Source organism: Rhodobacteraceae bacterium LMO-JJ12 (genome assembly GCA_021555075.1).
In the GTDB taxonomy this organism is placed as follows: Bacteria; Pseudomonadota; Alphaproteobacteria; order Rhodobacterales; family Rhodobacteraceae; genus JAKGBX01.
This window is the reverse complement of the sequence record JAKGBX010000005.1, coordinates 86,018-111,406: the sequence shown is the minus strand read 5'-3', so window position 1 is coordinate 111,406 and position 25,389 is coordinate 86,018. Positions and strand designations below refer to the sequence as shown.

The window sequence follows — 25,389 nt, the reverse complement described above, 5'->3', positions numbered from 1 at the left end:
TCAGAACCAGATCGCGCGGACCGGCATCCAGATACCCATGAAGATCATCATCAGGTTTTCCGTCAGCGAAATGAACCCCAGCGGGACGGAACTGTCACCGCCGACGCAGGCGCATTTCAGCTCTCTCTTGTCGATATAAACAGCCTTGAACACGCTGACAGCGCCTACCGTGCCGATAAACAAGGCAACCGGAGCCGAGAGCCACAGCAGCGCGCCGGCAGTCATCAGGATACCTGCCAACGCTTCGCCGAACGGGTAGACCTTGCCGTATCGCACCCATTTGCGCGCCAGCAGATCGTAGTTGAGGAACATCGTCGAAAACCCTTCGACATCCTGCAATTTCTGGATCGCGAGAATGGTCATGGACAGCGAAATGAACCATTCGAACCCCCGCAAGGTAAGGACCGACCCGTACTGGTGCCAAGACAGGCCCAATGCCAACAGCGCGGCGACAGAAAAGATCGCGATGACCGGCTGGTAGGTCGTGTCGCTTTGCTCTTCCTCGGGTGGGTCAATGTCGAAAAACACCCTGAGATCATCGTAACCGCCGATCCGTTCGTCCCCGATGAAAGTCTGCGGCGTCGTCTCGACCCCGTGCTTCTCCATGAAAGCATCGGTGTCTTCACGGGTGTCAAGCGGATGGTCTTCCACCTCGAAGCCTTGCCGCTCCAGCAGGTCTTTCGATTTCAGACCGTAGGGGCAGACATGGCCCGGCATGACCATGCGATAAAGCTGCGCGGATTTGCTGTCTGTGTCGCGGGGCATGTCCTTTCCTCCTTATCCGCTGCACGTAAGTTGACCACGGAACCCGGCTTCGTAGTCGGTTCCCGCGCTGACGATCAGATCGGTCAGGTCACCGTTCGTCTCTGCGATCTCGGCCGACAGCGGGCCTTCAGAAAATGCATTTTCGCCCTGCGCATTCAGGCGCACCAGATCACCGCTGATCTTCATTGCGGCTGCAGACCCTTCGCCGGTTTCACCAGTCACCAGTACAGCCGGACTGTCCGAGGTGTAAGCAAAGCGGCAATTTCCGCCATTCGGGAACACCGCAGCGATTTCGTCTTCCGTCAGAAACTCAGGATCGACCTTCGACACGACCTCCGTTTGAAGCGCCTGTTGCGCATCCACAACCTGCGCCGGCGTTTCGCTTCGCGTGGCCGATGCTTCGCCGTTTGCTCCAATGTCAGCAATAAGGTAGCGCATTTCGGCGATTTCCTTGTCCTGCGCATAGATAATGTCGTCTGCGAGCCCCCGGACGCGCGGGTCGGTGATCTCGGCACGAGTCGACGTCATGATGGCGATCGAGTGGTGCGGGATCATGGCGCGCATGTAGGACCTGTCCTGCACCGTGAATTGCCCGCGAACCAGCCAGAGGCTCGCCGCGAAAAGGACTATTGCGCCAACGAAAATCGCGATGTTGGCTTTGGTGTTCTGATACATGGACAACATGTACGCCAACATGATCACGGCCATGGTCGCCCCCATCAGGATGGCCATGTAAAGGCGTGTCTCCGAAAAGAAGATATGGCCCCAAAGATAGGTGTTCAGGTACATCAGAACGAACATGACCACGGTCGATGTTCCGATCATCATAAAGAATCGTGAGTAGTGCATTTCCAGTCACCTCCTTGCAGTTCTCTGTAAAACAACAACATTCCAGCGCTGGAGAGTTCCAAAAGCACGAATTTTCGTAGTTTCAAGGCAACAAAGGCGCGTCGTTTGCCCCGGTTCACGGCTTCTTTTCTTTGCCCCTGACGCGCACTGAATTTTCATGGGTCCGAGGAGATCGCGCCATGCAGAATTTCACGAGACGAGAATTGATTTGTGCCGGAGCGATGGGTTGCTTTCTGCCCACAACTGCCTGGGCCCACAAAGTCAAATTGCCCGAACGGTTTGAACCACAATTGGTAAACACCCGTCGTGGTGACTGGGTTAAAGGCGATGTCCACGTCGTTCCCGACGATTTTTTCCTTTATTTCATGCTCGAGGACGGGATGGCGATCCGCTACGGGGTCGGGGTAGGGCGCAAAGGTTTGTACGAACCCGGAGAGTTCACGGTAGCGCGCAAGGCCAAATGGCCATGGTGGCGGCCAACGAACGCCATGATCCGGCGCGAGCCACGCAAATACGCAAAGTACAAGGATGGACTGAAAGGCGGGCCAAACAACCCGCTCGGGGCCCGCGCGCTCTATCTCTACGATGCCGAGGGACGCGATACCTATCTTCGCATTCATGGAACGAACGCCCCGGAGACAATTGGGTCTGCCGTGTCGAATGGATGCGCGCGGTTGACGAATGAACATGTGAAGGATCTGTACGAACGCGTTGAAATCGGCGCCCGCGTCTTCCTGTATCCCAAAGTGACAACGGCGTGAGGAGTGTTCTGTCGCCTTGAAGTTCCTCTTCCGGAAATGGCACAAGTGCGGCAGTTGGCGAAAGCCAGTCTATCATTCATGAGGTGACGGAATTGTCTTTGAGCCGGAGGTCTTTCCTTGGCGGGATGACCGTTGCGCTGGCTGGTACCCGCTTGCCAGCAGCGACACACGAGTTGATCCTCGCGCCCCAATCGATCAAGGCGCACCTTGCTGGGTACGACGTGTCGATGTTGGGCTTCAACGGTGGTCTGCCGGGCCCAGAAGTCAGAATGCGACAAGGACAAACCGCCCGCATCACCCTCGATAACCGATTGGAGGAGGGCGCTCTCGTTCACTGGCATGGGTTGCGGGTTCCAAATCGGATGGATGGTGTCAACGTCCTCACTCAGGATGTGGTCATTCCGGGCGACTCGTATCGTTATCAATTCGGCGTCCCGGATGCCGGCACGTATTGGTATCACTCGCATTACCTGTCTTACGATCAGGTCAGCCGCGGTCTTTTCGGCGCCTTCATCGTCGAGGAGCAAAATGCGCCGGCTGTCGACCATGACATCGTTGTTCAGTTCTTCGATGTCTTGTTGGATCAGTCCGGACAGTACGACGAAGGGTTCAACCCGGCTCATTTCGCGACCGAGGGCCGTATCGGCAATACGGTCACGGCGCTTGTTTCCAATGGAACCAGCAAGAATGTGAGACAAGGCGACCGCCTGCGCTTGCGCCTGATAAATCCCTCTATCGACAGGGTTTACCGTGTCGGGCTGGACGGTCTGGCAGGCAAGATCGTTGCACTGGATGGTATGCCCCTGGCGCAGCCACAGACACTCGAACCCATCCTCCTAGCTCCGGGGCAAAGATGCGATGTGATTGGTGATGCGACCGGGCCTATTAGATTTGACGACAGCTTTGGAGAGCGGACGTTGAGCCTTGGCGAAATCGCTGTTTCCGGCTCTCGTGAGCCTGCGAAAGCGCCCATCACCGCGTTGCCCGCCAACCGAATGCCCGCCCCGCAAGACCCCGGCCAAACCGCGGAGCTGGTGCTTCAGGGAGGTGCGGGAAGCGCGTCCCACAACGGCACAGGGACGTGGGCGCTCAATGACGTATCGGGCCTGCCTCGAACCCCTTTCCTATCTGTCGCGCAGGGGACGACCGCGCGCATTTCGATCCGCAACGAAACCGGATTTCCACACGTCATGCATCTGCATGGCCACCATTTCTGGGAACTCGATGCGGCGGGTGAAGCCGGTCCATACCGGGACTCGACCTATCTGGATACCGGCGAGACGCGGGATATTCTCGTCGTCCTGGACAATCCGGGATCCTGGATGCTTCATTGCCACATGTTGAGCCATCAAGCCGACGGTATGGCAACGTGGATCAGAGTCGGCTGAGGGTCGCGACGGATACATACCGTTACAAATCTCTGAATGATAACAGCCCTTCTGCCGTTTACGTAACCTGACAAGCGAGAAACAGGTCCATCGATTGCCAACGGGAGCGTTCATTGACCCTGACACCAAAATCTCTCGGCATGACTGCGGCGGCAGGATCAGCCGCCTTGCTGTTAGGGGCCTTCGTTTTCCAGGCTCTTGGCTACGCGCCGTGCGCAATGTGCATCTGGCAACGCTACCCACACGCAATCGCCATTGGAACGGGCGCTATGTTGCTCTTTGCTCTGCCGATTTTGCCAATCCTGATAATCGGTGCCCTGTCGGCACTCAGCACATCCGCGTTGGGAGTGTTTCATACCGGTGTCGAGCGCGGCTGGTGGGAGGGACCGACTTCTTGCACGGGATCCGGCCTCGATGTCTCCCAAATGTCGGTATCGGAATTGCTGCCCTCTGCCAGTTCAAATGCGTCCACTCTTGTTCTGTGCGATGAGGTTGTCTGGGAATTTCTGACGTTGTCCATGGCGAGTTGGAACGCGATCCTGAGCGGTGTCCTTGCTTGCCTCTGGTTGGTCGCGATCGCAAGACATCAAAAGGTTCGGTGGCATGGGGTCGCGGACGTTTCTTGAATCGTCCCGCATTCATCGTAAACAAACATAGGGCTTCGTTTCATGGTTACAAGACGACACTTTCTTGCACTCTCCGGTTCGCTGTTTTCAGCGTCTCTGAGTTCACCCGCGTTCGCAAAGACCTGGCCGACAACAGCCGAAAAAGCAGCTTGGGATGCGCAGGTCACGCCCGCCAACTATGACCCGGCAACAACCAACCCATGGGGGCTGCATCCCAGGCTGCTGCCGCAACGCGTGTTGGCGAATGAAGGTTTGCGCCCGGGTGACATTCACGTCGATGCGATCGCGCGCTATCTGTACCATATCGAGGAGGGTGGCACCGCGATGCGATACGGGGTGGCGATTGCCAAGGGCGATCTCTATGAACCCGGCACCTATACGATCCGCCGAAAGGTCGAATGGCCGCACTGGACGCCAACGCAGTCGATGATCGAACGCGATCCGGAGGCTTACGAGCGGTTTGCCGACGGTATGGAGCCCGGCTCCAACAATGCCTTGGGCAGCAGGGCTTTGTATCTATTCGTCGGAGATCGGGATACGTACCTTCGAATTCACGGAACGCCGAGCCCTCGCAGCATTGGCGGCCGGGCCAGTTCGGGATGCGTGCGCATGGTGATGGCCCACATCAATGATCTCTATCCGAATGTCGCTGTCGGATCGACGGCGTTTCTTTACTCGGCCGAAGACAGCGTTACCGCTCGAAGCTAACCTATTGCATCTTTGGCTCACACGCCGAGGACTGCGTCGTGCAGGGACATCTTCCAATGAATTGTTGGACGAACACTCACGGCTGTGTCGCAAGTGAACTTTCGAACTGTGCGATCGCTACGGATTTGTCGTCCTCATCGTTCTCGAACAGCTTTGTGGTTCGCACGCCCGGCAACTTGCCAAAATCCGCCATCAGGCGCTTTGGAAAAAATGTGCGTCCGATGGATTCAAATCCTGGTAATTGTCTGAGTACCGCGGAGGTACTGGCACTACAAAAACCGGAAGCGGCTGGGCCGCTGGCAATTGCAAGCCGCAAGGCCTGCTCCGCGACTTCGGGGGACACATCGATCTCTTGTATGACGACGTGGTAGGTCTCCCGTGCATGAGCCCGTGCGTAAAAATCGGCCACTTGTGGAGTAATGCCATAAAGCACATCTCCCCGTTCCGGTACCGCGCTCAGCCGGACCGTTCCTGCCGGATCGAAGATAACGCGCTGCGACCCATTGATCATGACGCTGCTATGCGCACCCGCCCCGGATCTGTTGCTGATCATGGTGTACAGCGTCAGCGCGGCCGGTCCGTCGTGACGGTAGGATGCACTACTGATGACTTCGGCTGAAGCATCAGGGCGCATGTCGTTTCCTGCACCGCACCCCGCCAAAATCACCACGGTTAGAACTGAGAAAATGCGATTGGAAAAGCGCACCTTGCAGCCTCCTGCCATGAGTTGAATGATTGAATTTTCGGGATATTCAGGGCCTCTAGCAATCTCGACATCAACTCTTCCGGATTTCACCTCTACCGAAACATGGGTTCGGTTTCGGTTGGTATACGGATCCTCGACACCTTTTTTTCTGGATATCGCATGTTTCAGATGAAGAGGAGCGTTCGCCCCGAATTGATTTGTCGCAATTTGTAACAGACCCCGCCTTTGTGACCTCGCGATACAAAACACCGGCTCGCGTGGCATTCCGCATCTGCAGGTGCCCCCCATATGCTGGGTATCGCAACACTGACACGAGGTGATCGAAATGAAACGCAACACTTTACTCGCTGCAATGACCCTGGCTGCAACCGCCCTTGGCGGTGCCGCATTCGCGGACGCCAACCACGGGCGTGGGGGACAATTTGGCGCCCAGAGCGGACCAGGCATGATGCAGAACGGTGGTCCCGGTATGATGGGGAACATGGGCGGAATGATGGACATGATGAAGCGCATGCACGGAAACATGATGGGCGCAGGCATGATGGGCGCAGGCATGGGCAGTGGTATGATGAGCCCAGGCATGGCTGGCGGCATGATGCAAATGTTCGACACTGATGGAGACGGCACAACGACGCCGGAAGAAATGCGCACGCAGCTGGAGGCCAAGCTTTCCGAGTTTGACAGCGACGGGGATGGAAACCTCTCGATTACTGAATTTGAAGCTCTCCACAGCGCGATGATCCGCGAAATGATGGTGGATCGCTTCCAACACCTCGATGCCGATGGCGACGGCGCGGTGACGCCGGAAGAGATGGCCGCTCCTGCCGATAGGATGGAGCGGATGCAGATGATGCGGTCGAATATGGCAGATGCGCCTGCGCGGCCTGGCAACGGTCAGGGCATGGGCAACGGCTCCATGATGCAGGACAACTGAGCCAATGGGTGCCGGTTTTTTTCCGGCACCCGTCCTCACAACCCCAAAACCATTCGCGGTCGGGACATTGAACCGAACCGCGACCTGAACCGTTTAGCCTCGGTATGCCAACAAATAGAGACACGGAAAGGAAAATTCCCATGGCCTATACCTATGATCGCGTCCTGAAAGACACCAAAATCGATGACGCAGAGATGCGTGTTCGGGATGCTTTGGCAGACAAGGGCTTCGGCGTTCTGACTGAGATTGACGTCAAAGCGACGATGAAAAAGAAACTTGATGCGGACATGCCGCCTTACCGCATCTTGGGGGCCTGTAATCCGGGCATGGCGCACAAAGCCATCGAGATCGAGCCTCGCATCGGTGCGATGCTTCCCTGCAATGTTATCCTGCGGCAACTGGACGGCGACACCGAGGTCAGCGCGGTCGATCCTGTCGCTTCGATGCAGGCGGTGCAGAACCAAGACCTGGACGCGGTCGCCGGCGAAGTCCGCGATCTCCTTCGGGACGCCCTCGACACCGCGTGATGGCGGGATGGGCGTTGGATGCCCTGTCGCAGATCGAGCGCCTTTAGCGGTGCTCGATCAATGCCATCTAATCCCCACGTAAATTCCTGATGAGGAACTCACCCAGTGCTGCCAGCGGGATTGCCATTTCCGGATATTGGAACCGACCTCTTCTCCTTCGACATCGGGGGGGTCACATTCGCACTCCGCTGGTACGCGCTAGCCTATATCTTCGGTATCCTGATTGGCTGGCGCATTTGTTCGAGTGCCATAAGCCGTCCCGCGCTCTGGACGTCAGCTGGACCGCCGCTTGACCGAACGCAGATCGAAGATCTTCTGACGTGGATCATCATCGGCGTGATTGCTGGTGGTCGCCTGGGCTTTGTACTGTTCTACCAGCCCGCATATTATCTCGCCAATCCCTTGGAAATTCTGATGGTCTGGCAAGGCGGCATGTCTTTCCACGGGGGGTTCGCGGGAGTTGTCATCGCGGCCTTGCTGTTCTGCCTTAGACAGAACGCGTCATTGCTCAGCACTGGCGACTTGCTGGCTTTGGCAACACCACCAGGCTTGTTTCTTGGAAGGCTGGCGAACTTCACCAACAATGAGTTGTGGGGGCGTCCAACGGACGTTCCCTGGGCGGTGATCTTTCCCGGCGAAGTCGCGCAGGCCTGCCCAGGGGTTAGCGGCCTCTGCGCCCGACACCCGTCCCAGCTGTACGAGGCGGTATTGGAGGGGCTCATTCTTGGAATACTGCTCATTTATCTCGCTTGGGGCCGGGGCTGGCTGAAAATGCCCGGTGCCTTGGCTGGCGTGTTTCTGACCGGCTATGGTCTTGCCCGAAGTTTCGTCGAGATGTTCCGGCAACCGGACCAACAATTTGTGACGGCGGACAACCCGATCGGCCATGCGCTTCATTTTGGTGAGTGGGGTTTGACCATGGGCCAGTTGCTCTCCATGCCAATGGCGCTGGTCGGGCTGGCGTTGATCGTGTTCGCCCGGCGGGAACGGGGCCGGACAGCGCCACCCCGCAGAGCCGCAATGTAATCGCCGTACTGATCTCTCTTGACCCTCCCGCGGATGGAAGCCCTAGGCAAGAGAAGCATTCTCGGAAAGGACCGCAAAATGAGCACTCCCGACAGTTCTGAAACCACAGCAGCTTCTTCGGTATTCGTTTGCCCCATGCACCCTGAGGTGCGGCAGGACGAGCCCGGCAATTGTCCGAAATGCGGGATGCACCTAGTGCCGGAATCGGAGCTCGAGGTCCATTCAGCACATGATCATCACGAACACCACGCGGGTGCCACGCCGGCCGATGGCCGATATGATCTGGTTCCTACAGGACATGATGGTCCCATTTTCACCTGCCCGATGCACCCTCAGGTGCGGCAGCCTGATCCGGGCGCGTGTCCGATCTGTGGTATGGGATTGGAACTGGAATCCGGTGTGCCGGGCGATGAAGGTCCAAATCCCGAACTGGTGGATTTCACACGGCGGTTCTGGGTCGGCACAGTCCTGACGATCCCGCTCCTTGTCCTCACGATGGGGCCATTCGTCGGTTTCCCCGCAGTCCGGACTTTTTTTGGCGAAAGCACCACACAATGGATCGAATTGATCCTGGCAACGCCAGTGGTCTTGTGGTGCGGCTGGCCGTTTCTGGAACGCGGATGGATTTCGTTCCGCACATTGAACCTCAACATGTTCTCCCTGATCGGCATGGGCGTTCTTGCCGCCTGGCTCTTCAGCGTCGTTGCCGTTCTCGCACCGGACATATTCCCTGATGGGTTCCGAGACTCCGAAGGCCATGTCGGCGTCTATTTCGAGGCGGCGGCGGTGATCGTGACGCTGGTGCTGCTCGGCCAGGTGATGGAACTACGCGCCCGCGAGGGGACCGGCAAGGCGATCCGCGCGCTTCTCGACATGGCGGCAAAGACCGCGCGGGTCATCCGGGACGACGGATCCGAGGAGGAAATCCCGCTGGAGGACGTGCAAGTCGGGGACCGGCTGCGCGTGCGGCCCGGTGACAAGGTGCCGGTCGATGGCGTGGTTCTGGACGGCCGGTCCTCGGTCGACGAAAGCATGATCTCCGGTGAACCCGTGCCGGTCGAGAAGACCGAGGGCGACCCGCTGACCGGCGCGACGATCAATGGCACCGGCAGTCTGGTGATGGAGGCGACGCGTGTCGGGTCCGACACGATGCTGGCTCAAATTGTCGAGATGGTGTCGAACGCGCAGCGCTCGCGCGCCCCGATCCAGAAATACGCCGACAAGGTGGCGGGATATTTCGTTCCGGCCGTCATCGGTATCGCGGTCCTGTCCTTCATCGCCTGGGCGATCTGGGGGCCCGCGCCTGCGCTTTCCTACGCATTGATTTCGGCGGTGGCGGTTCTGATCATCGCCTGTCCTTGTGCGCTTGGCCTGGCGACACCGATGTCGATCATGACAGCGACAGGACGGGGCGCTCAGGCAGGGGTGCTGATCAAGAACGCCGAGGCGCTGGAGCGGTTCGAGAAAGTCGATACCCTGATCGTCGACAAGACCGGCACGTTGACCGAAGGCAAGCCGCGGCTTGTCGACGTACTCCCGCAACCCGGCCACGACGAAGCCGAGGTCTTGCGTCTCGCCGCATCGCTTGAGCGCGGATCGGAGCACCCCTTGGCCGAAGCGATCGTCAGGGGTGCGGAGGAGCGAGATGTCAAAATGGACGAGGCACGGGACTTCGAGGCGGTCACTGGCAAGGGCGTCAAGGGGGTCGTTGACGGCAAAGCGGTCGCGCTCGGCAATTTGGCGATGATCCGCGAATTGGGGCTCGAGGCGGGCGCGTTGACCGCCAAGGCCAATGCCCGCCGCGACGAAGGCGAGACGGTCATGTTCGTTGTGCTGGATGGCGAGATCGCCGGTCTAGTTGCTGTCGCCGACCCAGTGAAGGAGACCACGCCAGAAGCCATCGAGGATCTGCATGAACTGGGGTTCCGCGTCATCATGGCGACCGGCGACAACGAACGCACGGCCAAGGCCATCGGCACGCGGCTCGGAATCGATGAGATCCGGGCCGACGTGCTGCCGGAGGACAAGGCGCGGATCATCCTTGAGTTGCAAGAGGCGGGCCACAAGGTCGCCATGGCCGGGGATGGCGTCAACGACGCCCCCGCGCTCGCGCAGGCCGATGTCGGCATCGCCATGGGCACCGGCGCCGATGTGGCCATCGAAAGCGCGGGCGTCACGCTGGTCAAGGGCAACCTTGATGGTATCGTGCGTGCGCGGCGGCTCGCCCGGGCCACGATGCGCAACATCCGCCAGAACCTGTTCTTCGCGCTGATCTACAACGCCTCCGGCGTGCCGGTCGCGGCGGGAGTTCTGTTTCCCTTCTTTGGCATCCTCATCAGTCCGATGTTTGCTGCCTTCGCCATGAGCGCGTCGTCAATCTCGGTGGTGCTCAATTCGCTGCGCCTTCGCGGCGTTCGTATCTAGAAGCGCGCAACAGCGTTCGGATGAACCAAAATTAAAAGGGGGCCATTTATGCAGAGCGAAAAAGAAACGTACCGCGAAAATTCCATCAGTCTGGGCGGAGCCGTTGCGATGGGGACAGGCGTGATGATCGGCGCTGGAATCTTTGCGTTGACGGGGCAAATCGCGCAGCTCGCCGGCCCGCTTTTCCCGCTTGCATTCATCGCCGGCGCGGTCGTCACAAGCTTCAGCGCCTACAGCTACATCAGGATGTCGAACAAATGGCCGTCCTCGGGTGGCATCGCCATGATCCTGCAGAAATGCTATGGCCCCGGAGCCATCGCGGGCGGGGCCGCACTGCTGATGGCGCTCAGCATGGTGATCGCGGAAAGCCTCGTCGCGCGAACCTTCGCCACCTATGTCCTGCGCCCTTTCGATATCGAAGGTGGCCCATTGGTCCCCGCTCTGGCTGTGGCCGTGATCGTTTTCGCCTTTTTGGTGAACATGGCCGGAAACCGCTCGGTCGGGCTGTTCTCGTTGATCATGGCCGCGATCAAGATCGGAGGCATAGCTCTGTTTGGCATCGCGGCCCTGTGGTCCAGTGGTTTTGCGTTCGCCGCGGCGTCCGAGACCTCACAATCCTACGGGCTCACGGGGTTCATCGCCTCTACGGCGCTGGCCATCCTTGCGTTCAAGGGATTCACCACGATCACCAACAGCGGAGCCGAGATCACTGAACCAAATCGCAATGTTGGCCGAGCGATCATGTTCTCTATCGGAATCTGCGTCGTCGTCTACCTGTTGGTCGCCTACGGGGTCGGTTCGAGTCTCACGATCGAGGAGATCATCTCAGCGCGTGACTATTCGCTGGCACAAGCGGCGCAGCCCGCCCTTGGACAAACCGGCTTCATACTCACGGTGATCCTGGCCGCTGTCGCAACGGCGTCCGGCGTTCTGGCCAGCGTCTTCGCGGTGTCGCGTATGCTGGCGATGCTGACCGACATGGAAATGATCCCGCACAGCCACTTCGGTATGCCAGGTCCCATCCAACGCCACACCCTGGTCTATACTGTCGTCATCGCCGCGACGTTGGCCGTGCTCTTTGATTTAGGCCGGATCGCATCCCTCGGTGCTTTCTTTTACCTCGTCATGGACATGATCATACATTGGGGCGTGTTCCGCTATCGTCGAGCAGACGTCGGCGCCTTCGGTATCGTGCTTTTGACTGCCCTGGCGCTCGATGCGATAGTACTGGCAGCTTTCACCGTGATGAAGCTTCAAAGCGACCCGATGATCGTTCTCTACGCCGCTGTCGGGATGATCGCTGTGTTCGCCTTCGAGCGCGTTTACTTGTCGCAATGGGTGGCACCGCAAGTCGCCCCCGCCCCCGCCCACGCCCACGGTGATTAGCCTGCCATCACCTGGCCTGAAGAGATGCGATGCCTTGTGCGCCGATCGTGATCAGCCCGACCGACAAGGCAAACGCAGCCAGGGCAAGCAGCATCACGCCCGTGTTCATGGGCAAGCGACGTACAACCGGTCCAAGAAATTCCGACCGCCCGAAAGCCGAGACGTAGAGCGGCAACGCGCTTATCATAGTCGCATAGAGGTAAACGCCGGAGATGTTCTCGAAAAACGCCGAACGCGCAAGAGTCGGGGATACAACCGCCAAAGCGGTTGAACGATTGCCGCCGAATGACCCGAACCAGTCGGCAGATAGAACGTATATCAGCACGTGGAGACCTGGAAAGAGAAGGGCTCTGAGCAAGACATCGACCAGCACGAAAAACGCCGTGTCTCTTGAGCCCGCCTTTGGTTGCTTTGTCATGGCGAAAAGGAAAAAACTGACGTAGTTGACGGCAAAAACCACGGGCAAACCGTTGGTCGCAACCTGCCTTAGAAAGCGCATGAGTGCTGGTCCGCCGGCAGCAAGAGCCGGAGCAAAGCCCGGAGCCAGTAAAACATAGAACAACAGGACCGGCAGTAATGCAGCGAAACTGAACAGCAGGACATTTCTAACAAACTGAGCCGCGGGCATACTGATAGAGAAAAATCTATCCATTGAAATAGCCTGCCATGTGGGCACCACTAGGTCGATGATACGGGGCGTTGTTGCACAAGTCTGACGCCTCAGGATTCCCTTCGCGAACCCATGCTGTTAGCCGCATTCCATGAGCAACCCATCTCCCGCCCGCTATCGTACGACCAACTGGTCCAGCTACAACGCATCGCTGCGCAAGCGGGGGTCCCTGCTGATCTGGGTCGACGAAGACATCACTTGGCGCGCGCCCTCACCGCCGCCCTCCTAGCCGGCACGATATCATTTCTGTCCCCCTGCGTGCTACCTCTTGTGCCAGGTTATGTCTCCTACGTAACCGGGCGCACAGCCGCTGAGGGCGGGGTGGTCGGCGCTTCGCCGTCGCGCGCGGTCTGGCTAAGCCTGTGTTTTGTCCTCGGCTTCTCCACCATCTTCATGGGACTTGGCGCATCCGCGACTGCAATGGGTCAGGCCCTGCTTCGGTGGCGGTATGAACTCAACCTCGTTGGGGGCGGCATCATCATTTTCTTCGGGCTCTTCATGATAGGAGCCGCGCGTGTTTCGGTCATGGAACGCGACTTCCGATTCAATCTCAACATCCCCGGGGGCCAACCCGCTGCGTCCTATGTCCTCGGTCTTGCCTTCGGTTTCGGCTGGACTCCGTGCATCGGCCCGATCCTCGGCGCGATCCTGACAGCCAGTGCGGCGAGTGCCACGATGGGCGAAGGTATCATGCTGCTTGCCGTCTATTCCGCCGGCCTTGGAATACCGTTTCTGATCGTGGCCGGATTCACCGACCAGATCGCGGGACGGTTGCGGGCCATCGGCCGGGTTGGCCGCCGCCTCCACCAGCTTGCGGGCATAGTGATGATCTTGATGGGGCTGGCGATGATGACAGGGCAGTTGAGCGCGCTGTCATACTGGATGCTCGACGTATTTCCGGTTCTGGGACGGATCGGATAGCTCCATTAGTAGCAGCGTCTATTGATAACAGAAAATTTTCTTGAACCTCTAGTAGCTTTAGGAGTTAAGCCACCGACAAAGAACGGCACCATGGAGCAAGTTGCCAATAACGCCTCACTCCTTCCCGGGCGAACAACACTGCGTTCGGGGTAAGGTTCGGTTTGCCGTCCAATGCGTGAACGGAGCAATCTATATGCTGACAAGACGACATTTCATCCAGACGACCACCGCGCTGTTTTCGGCATCGATATCCAGCCCGCTCCTTGCAGACACGTGGCCTACCGATGCGCAGAAGGCAGCTTGGGACGCACAGGTTACACCTCCCGGCTACGACCCGGCCACGTCCAACCCTTGGGGCCTTCACCCTCGCTTCCTGCCACAGCGGGTCCTCGCGAAGGACGGACTTGTACCCGGTGATATCCATGTCGATGCTGTTGCGCGCTATCTCTACCACATCGAAGAAGGCGGCACGGCGATGCGCTATGGCGTGGCGATCGCGCGCGGTAAACTTTACGAACCGGGCACCTATACGATCAAGCGCAAGGTCAGGTGGCCGCATTGGCAGCCGACACAAAACATGATCGACCGCGACCCAGAGCTCTACGCCGATATCGCTGACGGTATGGAACCCGGACCTGAAAACGCGCTCGGATCGCGAGCCCTCTATCTCTTCGTCGGCGACCGAGACACCTATCTAAGGATTCACGGGACACCGTATCCAAGAAGCATTGGCGGCCGTGCGAGTTCCGGCTGCGTCCGAATGGTCATGGCACACATCAATGATCTCTATCCCAACGTCGAGATTGGCTCGACGGCATTCCTGTACTCGGCGGAAGACAGCGTCACCCCGAGAAGTTGACTGGCGCATCATGTGTTACGCGTGGGCTTGACGCATCTATGGGCTGATCAGGACTGGCGCGAAGTGCAGATGGGGTTGCCACCTGCCGAGCGTAGCGGAACCAAGGTGTTTTCCACCGGACCGCTGTGTTCATACCAATAACAGCCATCCTCGGGACGAAGCCGCGCCGTGGTGAGATCCTGACCAGGCGCAGCAAGGGCAATGACGGCCTCGGGAACACTTCCCACTTCGTTGCGAGCGCCGCCGTCGTCCAGCGTTGGCACCGCGCAGCCAGCAAGCACCAATGTCGCTGCGATAATCGGCGCGTTTCGTTTCTGCATGTCTACCTCACTCATTCTGATCGCTTCGTACCGGCAAGCGTTGCTCCAACCGCGTCGTTTCAAGGGGGCGGCTAGCTTCAAGCCTCCGCAGGGCGCCTTTCTTGCTGGACGAATATCCACTTGTTGCCCTTGAAGCTCTAGTTACTGTAGGGGCTATGTCAATGTGGAATCAATGAATCCTGAGGTCAATCCATGTCTTCCGACGGCAACCGCAACGATCACGGCCATCCGGGTGATCAAGAGCATTCTGACCCAAGAGGCAACTCCTGTTGCGACGCCAGCAAGGACGTCGCGTCCACGGCGCCAGCGCCGTCTGGCGGAAGGAGCTTTCAGGTCTCCGGGCTCGATTGCGCCGAAGAGGTGGCGATCCTGAACCGGGTTGTCGGGCCGAAAGTGGGCGGAACCGAACACCTGGCATTCGACGTGATCAACGGGCGAATGACCATCCTCGATAGCGCCGAGAGGATACCAGACGACGAAGTCACGCAGTTGGTCGCAACGACCGGCATGAGCGCCAAGCCATGGGATGCCGACAACGCAGCAGAGGACCAGGCGGCGCATCTGGCACGTCAGAAGCGCTTTACCTCGTTGAGCGGCGGCTTCTGGGCGGCGGGATTCCTTTTTCACATTGTCGAGACCGGCATGGGCGGCGCGCTCGGGCTCTTTGCGGGCCATGGCGAGGTGCCTATGCCTATGGTGGAAGCAGGGATCTTCGCCGTCGCGATTCTTTTTGGCGTCTGGCTTGTCGCGCCCAAGGCCTGGTCTTCGGCGCGGAGGCTTAGCCCCGACATGAACCTGCTCATGGTGGTGGCCGTCGCGGGCGCCATCGGCCTCGGCGAGTTTTTTGAGGCCGCGACGGTCGCCTTCTTCTTCTCGCTTTCGCTTTATCTTGAGAGCTGGAGCGTGGGGCGGGCGCGTAATGCGGTTTCCGCGCTCCTCGATCTGGCGCCGCCAACGGCGCGGGTTCTTTACGACGACGGATCTGAATCCGACGTTCCGGCCGCGGCCGTGGCAGTCAATGCAAGGTTTATCGTGCGCGGCGGCGACCGGATCCCCCTCGACGGTGAGGTCGTGGACGGGGCAGGGGCCGTCGATCAGGCCCCAATTACTGGGGAAAGCGCGCTAGTGCCCAAGGAACCAGGCGACGAGGTCTATGCCGGCACGATCAACGGCGAGGGCACACTGACGGTGCGGGCGACGAAGGCCGCCTCGGACACGGTGCTCGCGAAAATCATTCGCATGGTGGGCGATGCCCATGCCCGCCGCGCGCCGGTCGAACAGTGGGTGGCCAAGTTCGCGCGCATCTACACACCCATCGTGATGGCTTTGGCGATCGCCATCGCGCTGGTGCCGCCACTGCTGCTCGGCGGCGCCTGGGACTACTGGTTCTACAATGCTCTGGTCCTTCTGGTCATCGCATGTCCTTGCGCGCTGGTCATTTCTACGCCGGTCTCCATCGTGGCAGCGCTGACCGCGTCGGCACGGGCGGGGGTGCTCATCAAGGGCGGCGCCTATGTCGAGGCGCCGGGGCGGACCACGGCACTGGCGATGGACAAGACCGGGACGATCACCATGGGCGAGCCTGAGGTGGCGGCGGTTCACCCACTGGTCGGCGTTTCCGCACGCGATCTCATGGCGCTGGCAGCAAGCCTGGAGGCGCGGTCTTCACACCCGCTGGCACGCGCCATCCTCTCGCGCGCCGAAGCCGATGGTGTTTCCGTGTCTGCCGCAGAGGACACCCGTACCGTGCCCGGGCGCGGTCTGGAAGGACGCGCCGACGGGCGCGCTATCTGGCTCGGCTCGGATCGCTTCGCCGAAGAGAAGGGGTTCGGCAATGCCATTCCGGCGGATCTGCGGGATCGGATCGAAGGGGCAGGGAGCACCCTCGTTGCCGTGGGTGACGAGACCGGCGTGACCGGCGTACTGGAGCTTCGCGACCGCATCCGCCCAGATGCAAAGGGGATCGTTGCGCGTCTGCATGCGCAGGGTGTGAAGACCATCGTGATGTTGACGGGCGACAACGAACGCACCGCGCGCGCGGTGGCAGCCGAAGTCGGCATCGACGAGGTGCGCGCCGAACTTTTGCCAGAAGACAAGGTGACGGCCATTGAGGAACTCGTCGAAAGCCACGACATGGTGGCGATGATCGGCGACGGTGTGAATGACGCACCGGCCATGGCGCGGGCGCATTATGCCATCGCCATGGGCGCTGTCGGATCGGATGCCGCGATCGAGACGGCCGACATCGCGCTGATGACCGACGACATCGGCAAGGTACCCTGGCTTATCGGCCATTCGCGCCGTGCCATGACGATCATCCACCAGAATATCGGCATATCGCTGGCGACCAAGGCGCTGTTCGTCGGGCTGACCGCGTTCGGTATGGCCTCAATGTGGGGCGCCATTGCTGCGGATGTAGGCGTGTCTCTGCTGGTGGTCGCCAACGCACTTCGGCTCCTGAACGGCCATCAGGTTGAGGCCGGGCCTTCAGGCGGAGAACCGGTGGGCGAGCAGATGGCGAAAGGAGCACTGGCGCACGGTCATTGATCCGGCGGTTTCGGTAGCTCGATATCGCTTTTGCGGTCCAGCCACGCCAGCGCCCCGACAGAGAATTCCGAACCCCGGTAGGGTTCCGTCCAGGCGGTCTCGATGTCGTCCCAGGGCAGAGGCTCGAGATTTCCAAGAAAGAGCGTCAGACGGTAGGCCGCTGCCTCGGGAAGCCAAGGCGCCTCCTTGGCCGGCGTCGCGGCGACAGGTCCGGACAGGAGGAGCGCACTTGCGAGTGTGGCGAGCAGCACTCTCATAATATTTCGCATCACCACGGCCTCCAAAGTAAAAAGTTAGACATGGCTAACTTATCTACCCGAAGCAAACAAGTTGTCAATCCCGCTGTTTCGCTGCAAAGTCCCGAGTATGACAAAGCTACAATCACAAGGGCGTGAGCCATTCGAAGCGGTCGACCGGGCTCCCGAGGCGCAGGCCGATGGCTTTGCGACCGTGCGTCAGGCACATGAAAGCGAGATGGCGGAGGATTACGTCGAACTGATCGCGGAACTGATCGAGACGCGCGGGGAGGCCAGACCGGTCGAGATCGCCGAGCGGCTTGGCGTGAAGCCGCCGACCGTGACCAAGAACATCTCGCGGCTCAAGGCTGCTGGTCTGGTCCGGCGGGAGCCATACCGCGCGATATTCCTCACCGATGCCGGGCAGGACCTCGCGGAGATCTGTCGACGCCGCCACAGGGTCGTCGTCGCCTTTCTTCTGAGCCTGGGAATCGACGAAGAGACCGCGGAACGCGATGCGGAAGGGATCGAGCATCACGTCAGCGGGACGACATTGGAGGCGTTCGAGCGACGGCTCAATCAGAAATGAGCTCGCCTAGATGCACATTCGCGCGATTCTCTATCGGGACCTCGAGCTATCAGGTCTTCAAGCCGCTGACACGTTTGCGCAATTTCGAAGCTCGCTAGCCGAGAACCCGCGACAGCACGATGGTTGCAAACAGGGCGACAAGTCCGAAGGCGATCGCAGACGCTACCGCATATTGGAGGATATCCAGGTGATTCCCCCTCCTCCGTCGTGCCAGATAGCCACCCCAGATCGCGCCTCCGATAGCGCTCACGATCACAAGCATCAGGATACCTCCGTTCCAAAATGCCGCGCATCGGGATCTCGTCCGAGCAAACTGGCCAGCCAGCCGAAGACCCAGCACCCAAAAACAAGAACCAACAAGGTCCAGTCGCCGAACCGCGCATAGGGCGTTGGAGTACGCGCGCCCGGCAGGCCGGCATCAATGGTGCCTGTTTCCCCGGTATCAAGACGCGCGACGACATTTCCATTGGCGTCGATGATCGCGGATATCCCAGTGTTGGCCGCCCGGACCACGGGAAGTCCCTCCTCGACCGCGCGCATCCGCGCGGAGGCGAGGTGCTGCTCGGGTCCGATGCTGGTTCCGAACCAGGCATCATTTGTGGCGTTGAATATCCAGTCGGGGCGGAAAAGGTCATCGACCACGTGGCCCGGAAAGATGATCTCGTAACAGATCGCCACCGCGACCAGAGGCGCGCCAGGGATCGCCAGCGTGCGCGGCCCTGGTCCCGGCGTGAAATCGCCCAACCCTTCGGTCAGCCGCTCGATGGGCAGCCAGCCTTTCAGGGGCACATATTCCCCGAACGGAACAAGATGATGTTTTGCATACCCCGTCAGAACCTCGCCGCTGCCGTCATAGGCCTGAACCGTGTTGAAATATCTGGTTCCCCCATCGCCCTCCACTCGGTCAGGCGCACCTGTCAGTAGGATCCTGCCGTCTGGCAAAGCTGCAGATATCCGCGCGCGTGCCGCAGCATCTTCGTCCAGAAAGCCGGGGAAGGCCGTTTCCGGCCAAAGCAGCAAATCGAAACGTCCGGGTTGCGCGGACAAGCCCAGGTATTTTTCCAAGGTTCGCTGGCGGCTGCCCGGTACCCACTTCTCGACTTGTGGCACATTGCCTTGGACGATGCGCAAAGCAACGTCTGTCGGCGGCACGTCCTGCCCTGACCGAAGCGCACCGCCAACCCAGAAACCCGCCACAGCAACGGCGAAGAGCACGAGAACAGGCGCGCGTCTCTTTGGCGCCGCCACAGTCAACACACCTGGCAATATGCCGATGAAGACCGTGAGAAAGCCCAAACCGTAGCTTCCGACCCAGGCGGCGGGTTGGCGCAGGGCGGCATAGTCGACAAGGGCATAAGCGGCAAGGTTCCAGGGAAACCCTGTCAGGACATGACCCCGCAGCCATTCCGTGGCCACCCAGCAGGTTGCAAACAGCAGGCCCGCCGCAATGCCGCCGACAGCTCGGCGCTGCATGATGGCGGCAAAAAGCATCGCCGCCATGCCCGGGAAGATGGCAAGTCCGGCGGACAGACCCGCGACCGCCGGAATCGCCAGTGCGCCGAAACGTTCGGCATCGACGTAAAAGCTCTCGGCGATCCAGGAAATTCCAATCCCGAATTGGCCCAGTCCGAAAGCCCAACCGACAAGGAAAGCGCGCGAGGTTGAGATGTTCCGGAGAACGATAAAGAGCACGGAGAAGGCGACAGGGACCGCGATGAGCCAAGAAAACGGCGGAAGAGTCAAAACCGTCAATCCGCCGGCAGCAAGGGCAAGACCCATGCGCTGGAACAGGTTCAGGTCCTCACTAACGAACTGCGGCAATCCCGGCTTCATGAATCGGTCTGAAGTCGAGCGCCAACCCACGGCGCAATGAGCAGCAGCATCACGCCGCCAACCACAAAAACATCGGCCATGTTGAAGGCAGGCCAGTGCGCCGTCCCGATGTAGAAATCGAGGAAATCCGTCACCGCACGATAGCGCAGGCGGTCCAGAATATTGCCGAGTGCACCGCCGATGATCGCACCATAGGCAATGGCCTCGACCCGGCTGCTGGTACGGACCAGCATGAACGCCAGCCAGACGCAGATGCCAAGCGCCAGTAAGACAAGGCTCCACCACGGCGCGCCGCCGAGAAGCCCGAAGGTCACTCCGTCATTGCGCAGGTAGATGAGATTGAAGCCGGGAAAGACCGATACGCCGGAACTAAGAACAGTCGCATTGGACACAACGATTGCCTTCGTTGCCTGATCGACAAGAAAGGCGATCAGCGCAGCAAGCAGACCGACGAAGAGGCAAGTTCTCATCAGCTTATCCCAGCCAGACGTCGAGGAACAACATGATCACAAGACCAACGGCGAGGCCGAGCGTCGCCCTGTTCTGATGGCCGGATCGGTGGGTTTCCGGAATGATCTCGTGGCTGATGACGTAGAGCATCGCACCTGCTGCGAAGGCGAGACCCCAGGGCAGCAGCGGTTGCGAAAGACTGATAATCCCTGCGCCGAGAAGTCCACCGACGGGCTCGACGAGACCGGTCAGAGCGGCGATGCCCCAGGCGCGAAGCCTGGAATAGCCCTCGCCGAGCAACGAAACCGCCACCGCCAGACCTTCGGGGGCATTCTGTAATCCAATACCGATCGCAAGTGGCAACCCGCCCGACAAACCGTCAACCCCGAACCCGACGCCGACGGCAAGCCCTTCGGGAAAATTGTGGATAGTGATCGCGATGATGAAAAGCCAGACGCGCCGCAGCGATGCGGCGTCGGGACCTTCCCGCCCCGTCTTGAAATGTTCATGCGGTAGCCGTTCGTTCATCAGAGCGACCGCGCCCATGCCAAGCAGGATCGCAACACATACGATGGCCGCCGGGAGAGCACCGTTGTCGAACTGTCCTTCAGCTGCGTCGAGAGCCGGGATGATCAGCGAGAAGAACGAAGCCGCGAGCATGACACCCGCCGCGAAGCCAAGCAGCAGATCGCGCGTGGCCCGGGACGGGATGCGCCCAAAAAGAACGGGGACCGCCCCGACCGCGGTCAGCGATCCGGCGGCCAGGCTTCCAAGAAAGCCAAGCGCTATGGGGGAGAGGGGTTCCAATTGTTAAGGTTCTGCCGCGAGTTCAGTCAGGAGCCGAGTAGCTGGTGTAGACCTCGGTCGATCCGTCTTCGTGGATCAGGAAGACATCGTAAGCCTCCCGGTCGTCCTCCGGTCCCATGCCGGGCGACCCGTAGGGCATTCCCGGCACCGCCAGGCCTACCGCGTCTGGCCGGTCCTCCAGCAGGCGTTGGATGTCAGCCGCCGGCACGTGGCCCTCGATCACATAGCCGTCGACCAAAGCCGTATGGCAGGAGACCATGCGCTGCGGCACGCCATTGTCGAGTTTGAAGCGCACAAGAGATCCTCCGAACATGTCCTCGCCCATCGGCGCGAAGCCATTCTCCTCGAGGTGCTTCATCCAGGACAGGCAACAGCCGCAGCCGTTTGTCTTCCGGACGTCGATCTGAATCGCCTCTGCGACGGCCTGCGCCGCAGGAAGCAAGGCAAATGCGATGGCAAGGGCGGGAGTAAATCGTTTCATGGATCAAAGCCTTTCGGTTGTCGTCTGTGCAAATTCGCTGGCGAGCCTCTCAGCAAGAAGTGAACGCGCCTCACGCAGTCGCTCAAGCGCGGCCGTGTCGTCCGCTTCACGCTCGGCCGCCTCTGCCAATCGGTCGTCAGAGAGAGGGTCGGTTGGGCGACCGTCCACCAGCACTTCGTAATGTAGGTTGGGGCCTGTCGCGGTACCCGTCGCACCGACCCGCCCGATCATATCTCCGGCCATCACGCGTTGCCCTTGTGTGAGCCCGTCCGGTACGGCGCTCAGATGCGCATAGCGCGTCAGGGTGTCGGAGCCATGAGCGATCTCGACGACCCGGCCATACCCACCGCGTCGGCCGATGAAGCTAACGCGGCCCGGCGCCGTCGCCTGTACCGGCGTGCCGCGCGCCGCCGCGAAGTCGACTCCTGTGTGCATCCGTACATTGCCGTAGACCGGATGGGTGCGGCGCCCGAACACAGAACTCAGCCGTGCACCTTCGACCGGTTGCGCAAACACGCGCAGGACTTCTCCGTCGACATAGATCGTCGCTTGGCCGCTGCCGTCGTTCGGCCAGACGATTTCATAGACCGAGCCATCGATATCCAGTGCGGCAAAGGCAAGCTCGGGCTGACCAATCCTCTTGTTCCCGTCTCGGGCCTCGCGCCAAAGGAGGCGCATCGTCTCGCCACCCGCAAGATCACGACGGAAATCCACGGTGCCGCCCAGCATCTGCGCCAGGTCCACCGCAAAACGGGCGGGGATGTCTGCCGTGTTCAGGGCGGCGAAAATCGAGCTCTCGATCACCGCCTCGCCGGCGAAAGTCACCAATTCGGGATCCGGGTCCAACACGCGGGCGGCAAGCTGTTCGCCGAAGACCGCCTCTATCCGGACACCGTCTTCGACGGCGAGCTCTACACGACGCGGGTTGTCGTCCGTTGTGGAAACCACCGTAATGATGTGACCCGGACGCAGACGGCGCAGATCGTATTCCGTGCCAATCGCCAAGGCGATTTCGGCGCGATCCGAAGCATCCAGCCCCGCATCGGAAAGGACCGCATCAAGCGTCTCGCCGGACGCAATCTCCCGCGACCAGGTGACCAGCGGGGGCTCGATAGATGGCAAGGAGGTATCAGCGGGGGAAACGGTCAGGAGCGGCCGGGGTCTGAACTCGAATGCGATATCCGCCTGGGCGAGTGTAGGGCGGACCGAATTGGTTTCGGTAATCCGAGGCGGCGCAAGCGGATTGGGAGTCCAGAGGGTCGCTTCAGCAATCGCAGGGGGCACCGGTTCTTTGGACAGAACGCCAGAGATGGCGATGGCGGTCACCGAAAATGCGCCTGCGACCGCAACGGCCGCCAAGACAGTTCTTATCTTCATGTTGCCCCCTCTACGTCTTCTGTCAGTGCGCGCTGGATCTTCGGCACCGCGAATTCTCTTTGCTCGTGATAGTCGATCATGGTGACGAGCTCACCCTCGGCATCGAACAGGAATACGCTTGCCGTATGGTTCATCGTATAGCCGCCGCCCTCAGTCGGGACGCGCTCAAATGAGGCACGAAACCCTTCTGCAGCGCGGGCAATTTGGTCTTCCGGCCCCGTCCAGCCACGAATGACCGGATGAAAATAGCCGACATATTCGGCCATGGCCTCGACCGTGTCCCGCTCCGGGTCGACCGTGATGAAGACCACGTTCATCTCTGATGCTTCGTCGCCCAGTTCCTCAAGCCAGCCGGAAATATCCGATAGGGTCGTCGGGCAGACGTCCGGGCAGTAGGTGAACCCGAAAAACACCATTGTGGGACGACCGATCAGGTTGCCAGGCCCTACCTCATTTTCCTCGTGGTCGGTCAGCCGGAACTCCATCGCCGATAGGGGCAGGGGCCGCTGCCCTTTTGGTTCAGGCGCACCGGGCCCGTCCACCCGCCACCAGCCCACGAAGAGCGTCAGGCCAAGAACGCCGGCACCGGCTGCGCCGTATAGAAGGAGCTGCCGACGTTGCATCAGCCCTCCGGTCCACGCGCGGCGATTCCGAGGATTGGGACCTCGACCGTCACCTTGCCGCCATCCGAGAAGGTCAGTGTCAGCGGGAAATTCTCGCCTTCGGTCATCGGCTCTTGCAGCTTCATGAGCATGGCGTGCAACCCGCCCGGCTCCAATGCCACGCTTTGGCCGGGCTCAATCGTGATCTCGCCTGCAGGCGCCATGGAACTGACGCCATCGGAGTTGGTTTTCGACTCATGGATCTCGGGCATCATTGCCAGCGGTGTCGCAAGTCCGGTCAGCGTAACGGCGTCTTCACCCGTGTTGCGCACGGTCATATAGGCGGCACCTGGCCTGTTGACGCCGATCGAGGCGCGGGACCACGCATTCTCGACCACGACATCCTCCGAACCGGCCAGTGCGGGGGCCGACAGCCCTGCAACCGTCAAAAGCACGGCCAATGCATTGGTATATCTCAACTTCTTCACCACTCGTTTCTCCTGCCTCCGCAAATCAGCTTTGGCTTGCCGCAACTTCCACTGCCACCAGCCTCCGCAATTCGGCCTCACCGAACGGATCGAGAGGCTTGCCGTTCACGAAGAACGTGGGCGTTTGGCGGACCCCGACTGTCTCGACATCGGCGCGGTCCTGGTTGAGCACCGCCACAACACCGGGGGCCAGCATCTGTGTCCGGGCAGCTTCGACATCCAGACCTCCGCTTGCTGCAATCTCAAGGATCAATCCGGGTGCCGGGGTCCCGTGAGACGCCCATCTGGGCTGCTCTCGCAAGACTGCCTCGAGCACAGGTTCAAACACGTCCTGCATGCGCGCCGCCTCGAGCACACGGATCGCTTCTACCGACGCCTCGCCGTGAAAAGGCGTATAGCGGATTACAACGCGCACCGCGTCTCCGTGCTCCGCCATGATATCCTCGACGACCGGATAGAAAGCGCGGCATGCCTCGCAGGCCGGGTCGAAGAATTCAACGATGGTTACGGGCGCATCCTCGGGCCCGAGGATCGGGGAATAGGGTCGGATCAGCGCGTCGGCCATTTCAGGGTCGATGGGATCGGACGCGGCAATCGGGTCGGGGCGGGTGGCATACCAGGCGGCACCGCCGAAACCGGCGACCCCGAGCGCGAGAACGGACAGGATGAGGCCGCGTCGTTTCATTTTTGTGTTTCCTTCAGTGAGAGAGCCGACAGCAGACCGATCATCGCGAAGGCGACGAGCGCCATCAAAGGAATCGGAATGCCGAAGACCAGTTGATTGTCGTCGGTACAGGATGGGCCGGTCGCCGTGCAGGGCTGGATACGCTCGGGGATAACGCCGACATAGAGGCCCAAGTGCCAAAGCGCGACGGCGGCACCGCCCAAAGCCAGCGCGATCCCGTAGCGACCCACGCGCCGATCCTGCCACCACAGCCCAAGCCCGAGGATGATGGCCAAGGGGAACATGAAGGCACGCTGGAACCAGCAGAGCACGCAAGGTGTCTGCCCCAGAACCTCGCCGATGAAGAGCACGGCAAGCGACGCGGTGAGCGCGATGATCCAGGCCAGGCCAAGGGCCGTCTCTCCGGAAAGTCGGGTCATGACGA

Annotated in this window: 27 protein-coding genes and 2 pseudogenes; 14 read left to right on the top strand and 15 right to left on the bottom strand. The window is 60.3% G+C overall.

The window, feature by feature from the left end; translation table 11 throughout:
* Positions 1-765 carry a glutaredoxin gene (locus LZG00_20705; protein ID MCF3596411.1) on the bottom strand — a complete coding sequence of 255 codons (765 nt, stop codon included), beginning with the start codon at positions 763-765 and terminating at the stop codon, positions 1-3.
* A 12-nt stretch (positions 766-777) separates the two neighbouring features.
* Positions 778-1,614: a DUF305 domain-containing protein gene (locus tag LZG00_20700; protein MCF3596410.1), complete on the bottom strand. Its 837-nt coding sequence runs from the start codon at positions 1,612-1,614 to the stop codon at positions 778-780.
* Between the two features lie 380 nt (positions 1,615-1,994).
* Here LZG00_20700 and LZG00_20695 point away from each other — a divergent pair.
* From LZG00_20695 to LZG00_20680, 4 genes and pseudogenes are all read left to right on the top strand, one after another.
* Positions 1,995-2,291 (top strand): annotated as a pseudogene (locus LZG00_20695) (L,D-transpeptidase).
* A gap of 209 nt (positions 2,292-2,500) precedes the next feature.
* Positions 2,501-3,763, top strand: a complete 1,263-nt coding sequence (locus LZG00_20690; GenBank protein ID MCF3596409.1) for a multicopper oxidase family protein — start codon at positions 2,501-2,503, stop codon at positions 3,761-3,763.
* 140 nt (positions 3,764-3,903) lie between these two features.
* Positions 3,904-4,389 carry a disulfide bond formation protein B gene (locus tag LZG00_20685; GenBank protein MCF3596408.1) on the top strand — a complete coding sequence of 162 codons (486 nt, stop codon included), beginning with the start codon at positions 3,904-3,906 and terminating at the stop codon, positions 4,387-4,389.
* Between the two features lie 42 nt (positions 4,390-4,431).
* Complete coding sequence (locus LZG00_20680) at positions 4,432-5,097, top strand: L,D-transpeptidase (protein ID MCF3596407.1); 666 nt, start codon at positions 4,432-4,434, stop codon at positions 5,095-5,097.
* Positions 5,098-5,173: 76 nt separating this feature from the next.
* On the opposite strand, the gene LZG00_20675 is transcribed toward LZG00_20680, so the two are convergent.
* Positions 5,174-5,731, bottom strand: a complete 558-nt coding sequence (locus LZG00_20675) for a hypothetical protein (protein ID MCF3596406.1) — start codon at positions 5,729-5,731, stop codon at positions 5,174-5,176.
* Between the two features lie 397 nt (positions 5,732-6,128).
* On the opposite strand from LZG00_20675, the gene LZG00_20670 reads away from it, so the two are divergent.
* The 5 genes from LZG00_20670 (at position 6,129) to LZG00_20650 (ending at position 12,100) form a co-directional block, all read left to right on the top strand.
* Positions 6,129-6,737 (top strand): calcium-binding protein, encoded by a 609-nt coding sequence (locus LZG00_20670; GenBank protein ID MCF3596405.1) that lies wholly within the window; start codon positions 6,129-6,131, stop codon positions 6,735-6,737.
* A gap of 140 nt (positions 6,738-6,877) precedes the next feature.
* On the top strand, positions 6,878-7,264 hold the full coding sequence (locus LZG00_20665; protein MCF3596404.1) for a DUF302 domain-containing protein: 387 nt from the start codon (positions 6,878-6,880) through the stop codon (positions 7,262-7,264).
* A 105-nt stretch (positions 7,265-7,369) separates the two neighbouring features.
* Positions 7,370-8,290, top strand: coding sequence for a prolipoprotein diacylglyceryl transferase (gene lgt / locus LZG00_20660; GenBank protein MCF3596403.1), 921 nt, complete (start codon positions 7,370-7,372; stop codon positions 8,288-8,290).
* 375 nt (positions 8,291-8,665) lie between these two features.
* Positions 8,666-10,714, top strand: a complete 2,049-nt coding sequence (locus tag LZG00_20655) for a copper-translocating P-type ATPase (GenBank protein MCF3596402.1) — start codon at positions 8,666-8,668, stop codon at positions 10,712-10,714.
* 48 nt (positions 10,715-10,762) lie between these two features.
* The gene (locus tag LZG00_20650; GenBank protein MCF3596401.1) at positions 10,763-12,100 is read left to right on the top strand and encodes an APC family permease; all 1,338 of its coding nucleotides are present in this window, start codon (positions 10,763-10,765) and stop codon (positions 12,098-12,100) included.
* Between the two features lie 7 nt (positions 12,101-12,107).
* On the opposite strand, the gene LZG00_20645 is transcribed toward LZG00_20650, so the two are convergent.
* Entirely contained in the window at positions 12,108-12,752 is a 645-nt protein-coding gene (locus LZG00_20645) for a hypothetical protein (GenBank protein MCF3596400.1), read from the bottom strand.
* Positions 12,753-12,861: 109 nt separating this feature from the next.
* Between LZG00_20645 and LZG00_20640 the strand changes: the two are divergent.
* From LZG00_20640 to LZG00_20630, 3 genes and pseudogenes are all read left to right on the top strand, one after another.
* Positions 12,862-12,981, top strand: a pseudogene (locus LZG00_20640) (IS5/IS1182 family transposase).
* Positions 12,969-13,691 carry a cytochrome C biogenesis protein CcdA gene (locus LZG00_20635; GenBank protein MCF3596399.1) on the top strand — a complete coding sequence of 241 codons (723 nt, stop codon included), beginning with the start codon at positions 12,969-12,971 and terminating at the stop codon, positions 13,689-13,691. Before LZG00_20640 ends, LZG00_20635 begins: the two are co-directional and overlap by 13 nt.
* A 193-nt stretch (positions 13,692-13,884) precedes the next feature.
* Positions 13,885-14,550 (top strand): L,D-transpeptidase, encoded by a 666-nt coding sequence (locus tag LZG00_20630; GenBank protein MCF3596398.1) that lies wholly within the window; start codon positions 13,885-13,887, stop codon positions 14,548-14,550.
* Positions 14,551-14,597: 47 nt separating this feature from the next.
* Here the strand turns inward: LZG00_20630 and LZG00_20625 are convergent, their stop codons facing one another.
* The gene (locus LZG00_20625; GenBank protein ID MCF3596397.1) at positions 14,598-14,870 is read right to left on the bottom strand and encodes a hypothetical protein; all 273 of its coding nucleotides are present in this window, start codon (positions 14,868-14,870) and stop codon (positions 14,598-14,600) included.
* A gap of 192 nt (positions 14,871-15,062) precedes the next feature.
* On the opposite strand from LZG00_20625, the gene LZG00_20620 reads away from it, so the two are divergent.
* A complete protein-coding gene (locus LZG00_20620; protein MCF3596396.1) occupies positions 15,063-17,417 on the top strand; it encodes a cation-translocating P-type ATPase in 2,355 nt (784 codons plus the stop codon).
* Here LZG00_20620 and LZG00_20615 read toward each other — a convergent pair.
* A complete protein-coding gene (locus LZG00_20615) occupies positions 17,411-17,686 on the bottom strand; it encodes a hypothetical protein (protein ID MCF3596395.1) in 276 nt (91 codons plus the stop codon). The two genes, LZG00_20620 and LZG00_20615, sit on opposite strands and share 7 nt — an antisense overlap.
* 97 nt (positions 17,687-17,783) lie before the next feature.
* Between LZG00_20615 and mntR the strand changes: the two genes are divergently transcribed.
* Positions 17,784-18,242 carry a manganese-binding transcriptional regulator MntR gene (mntR, locus tag LZG00_20610; GenBank protein ID MCF3596394.1) on the top strand — a complete coding sequence of 153 codons (459 nt, stop codon included), beginning with the start codon at positions 17,784-17,786 and terminating at the stop codon, positions 18,240-18,242.
* 261 nt (positions 18,243-18,503) lie between these two features.
* Here the strand turns inward: mntR and lnt are convergent, their stop codons facing one another.
* From lnt to LZG00_20565, 9 genes are read right to left on the bottom strand one after another with little or no spacing between them, the layout of a single operon-like run.
* Complete coding sequence (gene lnt / locus LZG00_20605) at positions 18,504-20,075, bottom strand: apolipoprotein N-acyltransferase (GenBank protein MCF3596393.1); 1,572 nt, start codon at positions 20,073-20,075, stop codon at positions 18,504-18,506.
* The gene (gene lspA / locus LZG00_20600) at positions 20,072-20,545 is read right to left on the bottom strand and encodes a signal peptidase II (GenBank protein MCF3596392.1); all 474 of its coding nucleotides are present in this window, start codon (positions 20,543-20,545) and stop codon (positions 20,072-20,074) included. Before lspA ends, lnt begins: the two co-directional genes overlap by 4 nt.
* Positions 20,546-20,549: 4 nt before the next feature.
* Complete coding sequence (locus LZG00_20595) at positions 20,550-21,332, bottom strand: ZIP family metal transporter (protein MCF3596391.1); 783 nt, start codon at positions 21,330-21,332, stop codon at positions 20,550-20,552.
* Positions 21,333-21,354: 22 nt separating this feature from the next.
* Positions 21,355-21,813 (bottom strand): DUF411 domain-containing protein, encoded by a 459-nt coding sequence (locus LZG00_20590; protein ID MCF3596390.1) that lies wholly within the window; start codon positions 21,811-21,813, stop codon positions 21,355-21,357.
* Positions 21,814-21,816: 3 nt separating this feature from the next.
* Entirely contained in the window at positions 21,817-23,190 is a 1,374-nt protein-coding gene (locus LZG00_20585) for a M23 family metallopeptidase (GenBank protein ID MCF3596389.1), read from the bottom strand.
* A complete protein-coding gene (locus LZG00_20580; protein ID MCF3596388.1) occupies positions 23,187-23,813 on the bottom strand; it encodes an SCO family protein in 627 nt (208 codons plus the stop codon). Before LZG00_20580 ends, LZG00_20585 begins: the two co-directional genes overlap by 4 nt.
* Positions 23,813-24,280 (bottom strand): copper chaperone PCu(A)C, encoded by a 468-nt coding sequence (locus LZG00_20575; GenBank protein ID MCF3596387.1) that lies wholly within the window; start codon positions 24,278-24,280, stop codon positions 23,813-23,815. Before LZG00_20575 ends, LZG00_20580 begins: the two co-directional genes overlap by 1 nt.
* Before the next feature lie 25 nt (positions 24,281-24,305).
* On the bottom strand, positions 24,306-24,965 hold the full coding sequence (locus LZG00_20570) for a thioredoxin domain-containing protein (protein MCF3596386.1): 660 nt from the start codon (positions 24,963-24,965) through the stop codon (positions 24,306-24,308).
* Positions 24,962-25,384, bottom strand: coding sequence for a disulfide bond formation protein B (locus LZG00_20565; GenBank protein MCF3596385.1), 423 nt, complete (start codon positions 25,382-25,384; stop codon positions 24,962-24,964). Before LZG00_20565 ends, LZG00_20570 begins: the two co-directional genes overlap by 4 nt.
* Positions 25,385-25,389: the final 5 nt, after the last annotated feature.